This is a genomic window from Candidatus Glomeribacter gigasporarum BEG34, from assembly GCF_000227585.1.
In the GTDB taxonomy this organism is placed as follows: domain Bacteria; phylum Pseudomonadota; class Gammaproteobacteria; order Burkholderiales; family Burkholderiaceae; genus Glomeribacter; species Glomeribacter gigasporarum_B.
Genome location: NZ_CAFB01000028.1, coordinates 970 through 4,571, shown reverse-complemented (window position 1 = coordinate 4,571; position 3,602 = coordinate 970). Strand labels below are relative to the sequence as shown.

The following is a 3,602-nucleotide window of genomic DNA, read 5'->3' as shown; positions in this document are numbered from 1 at the left end:
GAAAACAGGGGCTTAAGTCTCTCAACGAGGAGCAAAGCCATGTCGGCATCCNCTCAAGGTACGTCCGTACCGTCGATCTTTTCTTTTGAAGAAAAACCACTCCGCGTTATTGTCATTGATGGCGAGCCGTGGTTCGTTGCGGCGGATGTCTGCGCTGCGCTCGAAATTAGCAATCCGAGTATGGCGCTTCGCGTTCTGGATGACGACGAGAAGGCCCTAAGTTTAATTGAGGGCCTATCAAAATTGGTTGGTGGTAACGAGCAGGTCAACATCATCAACGACTCCGGCCTCTACACGTTGACGCTGCGCTGCCGCGATGCGGTTAAAAAGGGTTCTCTGCCGCATCGATTTCGCAAGAAAGTGACCGCTGAAATTCTGCCGGCGATTCGGAAGACGGGGCGGTATGAAGCGGCTTCATCTGAAGTGACAAAAGCGCAGCTCAAAGACGCCTTCCGAAATGCGCGCTGGCTAGCCCGATACCGGGACGGCGAACTGCGCTTTGAGTCACTGCCTTCCAATGCGTTTGTCACCACGCCGCAAGAATACATTTCTGTGTTGCGCGCCCCGCATATCTTTCCGGCGGTGTGTTTGCCGGATGTCTTGGCGGCCTGTGCAAAAAGGATGGAGGCCATTGTTGAGGATGGGAGGACTGTGCCTTGAGCGCCGCGCTGTACAAAGAGTTCGTGCTCCGTCATGGCGGTGTCTGGGCGGCCTTGATCGAGTTCGTGAAGACGCATGCCAAAGCCTGTGTCGATCAGGGCGCGCCGCTGCGGGTCATTGTCACGGCTGAAGAGAGAAAACGGAACGCGGAACAAAACCGCTACTACTGGAGCGCGGTATTGCAACACATCGCCGAGCATGCGGAAGTGGGCGGCAGGCGTTACGACAAGGACGTGTGGCATGAGTACTTTGCGCGTCGGTTTGGCCTGTGCGATGAGGTGACGTTGCCGGATGGGGAGGTTGTGGTACGGCGCAAGTCCACCACGCAAATGACGGTCGGCGAGTTCTCCGATTACCTCCACGCGGTACAGGCGTATGCGGTGATGCGTCTGGGGGTGGCGTTTGAATGATGCGCAGCGAGAAACTGCGTCGCTTAGTCGCTATGCTGCCGTGCATGTGCTGCGGCCAGAAAGGGCAGACACAGGCGGCGCATGCCAACTTCCAGTCTTTCGGCAAGGGGATGGGGATTAAAGCGAGCGATGCGGCGCTGATGGCCCTGTGTGTGCGCTGCCATGCGGAGTTAGATCAAGGTCAGACGATGACGAAGGAAGAGCGGCGCAATGCGCAGTACGAATGGATAGCGAAGACGTGGGCGGCGCTCGCGGAGCAGGGGAAGGTTGCGGTATGAAGGCAGAGCGCCATCAGGCCCGCAATTCCTCTGGCGCATGCGTCTTGAGCCAGTCGGCTAATGCGGCATCCATACGTGTTTGCCAACCGTTACCTGTTTCCCGAAAAGCGTTGACTACAGAAGGAGAAAGGCGCAGTGACAACGCGATTTTAGTCGGCCGTTTCTGCGGCCCGCGTACACCTAATTTCTTGAGCAAAGAAGGGGGCAACACCTCATATGCAGGGCGCGCCCGCGCAAAATCCTCTTCAGTCCATTCAGGATTCTCGTCATCAATCATTTCAGGATTGGGCTTTTTCATAGCGTTTGATCTCTCGCGAATTGGCTTTACGAAAACTAATCACTCGAATACCGCGCTCTGTTTCGACAAATATAAGGGCGTGCAAACGCTGATCGAGCAACCCAAGCGCCCGATAGCGTACTTCACCGTAGTCACGCCGGTTATCGATTTCAAAAAGAGCGGTTTTGAAATCGAAATCCTTGGCCCGTTCAAAAGGCAGCTGGCGCTCTGCAATGTTGCGTTTGTCCTTTTCGGGGTCAAAGGTAATGTCCATTAATCAAATTGTATATACGAAGCGCTGAAAAAGCAATGTTTTTCGTATCTACTATTTATTGAGCTAAAAGGAGAAATGGATGAGCATTGTTCTGAGCCAAGCCGATCTGGACTACTCCGGCATGAAGAAGATCGGGCGCGTGACGATTTGCGAACGCCCAAGTCAGCTTGGAGATCGGATTTGGATTGACGTGGACGGGTTTGAATTCGATGATCTTCCTACGTGTCGGATGCAAAGCGCGCGCGTGATTGCATGGGCGCGCGATCTGCTCTCGGCGCAGCTTGAGGCGCACCGGGTCGCGCCTGGGGGCAATATCGGGAGCTGTATCGGGCTTCTTCAAGAGGAATTAGAGGAAGAAATGAAGGGCAAAGCGGAGGATTGAACTCAGACGGTACGTTCTATTTTCGAAATCGGGCGATTTTGAAAATAGCCGCACCTTTCATTTCCACATGTGGAAATAGAACGTGCTTTTTTTCACAGATGAATAAAAACGACCTCCTCATCCCTTCCTGGGTCGATCACGAGATGCAGAATTGGGCGCGGTGGAGCTTGTCGGCGGAATATCCGGGGTGTCCGGACTGGCCGGGGCCAAGGATGGCGCGAGACCTGATCTCTCGTTTTTACCGCGCGCCGGATTGGGGCGATGATGTGCGCCCGCTGCCACCGAATGAAGCGCATGCGCAGAGGGTTGAGCAGGTAGTTCAGAAGCGGATGCAGCCGTTGGAGCGCCGGATTGTGGATGCCGAATATGTGCATCCGTGGGCGTCTGGACGTTGGCGCAATGGAAGGGTTGGCGCGGCGCGCCATCTGAAGCGATCCTTGAATTCGTATGAAGCGATCTTACGTAACGCTTGTCTTAAGGTTGAGCAGGCGTTGGGTCAATGAAATATGCGCAGGAGATTATCGATTTGATGGGCGCGTATCCAGGGCGGGCATTCCGGATGCGGGAGATCGTGAAGTATGTGGCGGGGAAAACGCTTTCTTCAGAAGAAAGGCATCGAGTCAGAATGCAATTAGCTCATGTGATGCGTGAGCTTGAGACAATGGGGTGTATTTTTCGTCGTCCCTCTGCATCGAAACGCGGTGGATATGCTTTATATCGCTGGCGCTCCTAAAAAAGTGATAAATCAAGTTGGCAAAAGTGATAAATTAAGTTCCGAAAAGTGATAGCTAAAGTGCTAATATTCGGGTGGGACAAATGCGCCCACAGTATTTGAGAAGCCCGCCTGGTGTTGAAACCGGCGGGCTTTTTTATGGATGCTCCGGTGTGTTAGTGATTTATGGAAAGGGATTGGCGAGGCAGATCGCCCGCCAGCCATGCAACGATTTTTTCATAGCGCATCATCCGAACATTGGGCTCCAGATTAAGACGAACGGCTTCGCCAAAGTGAGCGGGGTGATAAAGCGCTCCTGGTACGGCGGAATCTTGCTGTTGGAGCTTGTTGAGCTCGTCGTGTAACTGCCTGTCGGTCAATACATCTGCACGGGCATACAAATCATCGTAGGCGGCTCGCTGAAAATTGGCTTGCACGGCTTTTGCGGCGGGTTGGTACACGAGGGTGAAGAAGGTAATAGCGCACAGCATGACAGCAATCGCGTACTGCAGCCAAGAGGCAACGTTCGCAAAGATGGAAGCGCTGAGAAAGAGCGTAAGGAATGATGCGCCTCGATCNNNTCTTCNNANCAANNNTGNCGTCATGCGT

General features: G+C 53.9%; 9 protein-coding genes. 6 read left to right on the top strand and 3 right to left on the bottom strand.

Features of this window, described 5'->3' with window-relative positions; genetic code table 11:
* Nucleotides 1–39 precede the first annotated feature (39 nt).
* Genes CAGGBEG34_RS09480 through CAGGBEG34_RS00525 form a run of 3 tightly spaced genes read left to right on the top strand, consistent with a single transcriptional unit; the run spans nucleotide 40 to nucleotide 1,348 of the window.
* The gene (locus CAGGBEG34_RS09480; protein WP_006681980.1) at nucleotides 40–660 is read left to right on the top strand and encodes a BRO-N domain-containing protein; all 621 of its coding nucleotides are present in this window, start codon (nucleotides 40–42) and stop codon (nucleotides 658–660) included.
* A complete protein-coding gene (locus tag CAGGBEG34_RS00530; RefSeq protein ID WP_006681979.1) occupies nucleotides 657–1,070 on the top strand; it encodes a recombination protein NinB in 414 nt (137 codons plus the stop codon). The genes CAGGBEG34_RS09480 and CAGGBEG34_RS00530 overlap by 4 nt, the downstream gene beginning before the upstream one ends.
* Nucleotides 1,067–1,348, top strand: coding sequence for a DUF968 domain-containing protein (locus tag CAGGBEG34_RS00525; protein ID WP_006681978.1), 282 nt, complete (start codon nucleotides 1,067–1,069; stop codon nucleotides 1,346–1,348). The genes CAGGBEG34_RS00530 and CAGGBEG34_RS00525 overlap by 4 nt, the downstream gene beginning before the upstream one ends.
* A gap of 13 nt (nucleotides 1,349–1,361) precedes the next feature.
* On the opposite strand, the gene CAGGBEG34_RS00520 is transcribed toward CAGGBEG34_RS00525, so the two are convergent.
* A complete protein-coding gene (locus CAGGBEG34_RS00520) occupies nucleotides 1,362–1,646 on the bottom strand; it encodes a BrnA antitoxin family protein (RefSeq protein ID WP_006681977.1) in 285 nt (94 codons plus the stop codon).
* On the bottom strand, nucleotides 1,627–1,899 hold the full coding sequence (locus tag CAGGBEG34_RS00515; RefSeq protein ID WP_006681976.1) for a BrnT family toxin: 273 nt from the start codon (nucleotides 1,897–1,899) through the stop codon (nucleotides 1,627–1,629). The genes CAGGBEG34_RS00520 and CAGGBEG34_RS00515 overlap by 20 nt, the downstream gene beginning before the upstream one ends.
* A 79-nt stretch (nucleotides 1,900–1,978) precedes the next feature.
* Between CAGGBEG34_RS00515 and CAGGBEG34_RS00510 the strand changes: the two genes are divergently transcribed.
* The 3 genes from CAGGBEG34_RS00510 to CAGGBEG34_RS00500 all read left to right on the top strand — a co-directional run bounded on the left by CAGGBEG34_RS00510 (nucleotide 1,979) and on the right by CAGGBEG34_RS00500 (nucleotide 3,014).
* On the top strand, nucleotides 1,979–2,281 hold the full coding sequence (locus CAGGBEG34_RS00510; protein WP_006681975.1) for a hypothetical protein: 303 nt from the start codon (nucleotides 1,979–1,981) through the stop codon (nucleotides 2,279–2,281).
* Between the two features lie 98 nt (nucleotides 2,282–2,379).
* Entirely contained in the window at nucleotides 2,380–2,784 is a 405-nt protein-coding gene (locus tag CAGGBEG34_RS00505; RefSeq protein WP_042687223.1) for a hypothetical protein, read from the top strand.
* The gene (locus CAGGBEG34_RS00500; RefSeq protein WP_006681974.1) at nucleotides 2,781–3,014 is read left to right on the top strand and encodes a hypothetical protein; all 234 of its coding nucleotides are present in this window, start codon (nucleotides 2,781–2,783) and stop codon (nucleotides 3,012–3,014) included. The genes CAGGBEG34_RS00505 and CAGGBEG34_RS00500 overlap by 4 nt, the downstream gene beginning before the upstream one ends.
* A gap of 155 nt (nucleotides 3,015–3,169) precedes the next feature.
* Here the strand turns inward: CAGGBEG34_RS00500 and CAGGBEG34_RS00495 are convergent, their stop codons facing one another.
* Nucleotides 3,170–3,484 carry a hypothetical protein gene (locus CAGGBEG34_RS00495; RefSeq protein ID WP_006681973.1) on the bottom strand — a complete coding sequence of 105 codons (315 nt, stop codon included), beginning with the start codon at nucleotides 3,482–3,484 and terminating at the stop codon, nucleotides 3,170–3,172.
* Between the last annotated feature and the right edge of the window lie 118 nt (nucleotides 3,485–3,602).

Bases quoted from the DNA above. Each gene is read 5' to 3' on its own strand.
- CAGGBEG34_RS00495 (WP_006681973.1), bottom strand. From the start codon at position 3,484: ATGCTGTGCGCTATTACCTTCTTCACCCTCGTGTACCAACCCGCCGCA.
- CAGGBEG34_RS00515 (WP_006681976.1), bottom strand. From the start codon at position 1,899: ATGGACATTACCTTTGACCCCGAAAAGGACAAACGCAACATTGCAGAG.
- CAGGBEG34_RS00500 (WP_006681974.1), top strand. From the start codon at position 2,781: ATGAAATATGCGCAGGAGATTATCGATTTGATGGGCGCGTATCCAGGG.
- CAGGBEG34_RS00505 (WP_042687223.1), top strand. From the start codon at position 2,380: ATGAATAAAAACGACCTCCTCATCCCTTCCTGGGTCGATCACGAGATG.
- CAGGBEG34_RS00510 (WP_006681975.1), top strand. From the start codon at position 1,979: ATGAGCATTGTTCTGAGCCAAGCCGATCTGGACTACTCCGGCATGAAG.
- CAGGBEG34_RS00525 (WP_006681978.1), top strand. From the start codon at position 1,067: ATGATGCGCAGCGAGAAACTGCGTCGCTTAGTCGCTATGCTGCCGTGC.
- CAGGBEG34_RS00520 (WP_006681977.1), bottom strand. From the start codon at position 1,646: ATGAAAAAGCCCAATCCTGAAATGATTGATGACGAGAATCCTGAATGG.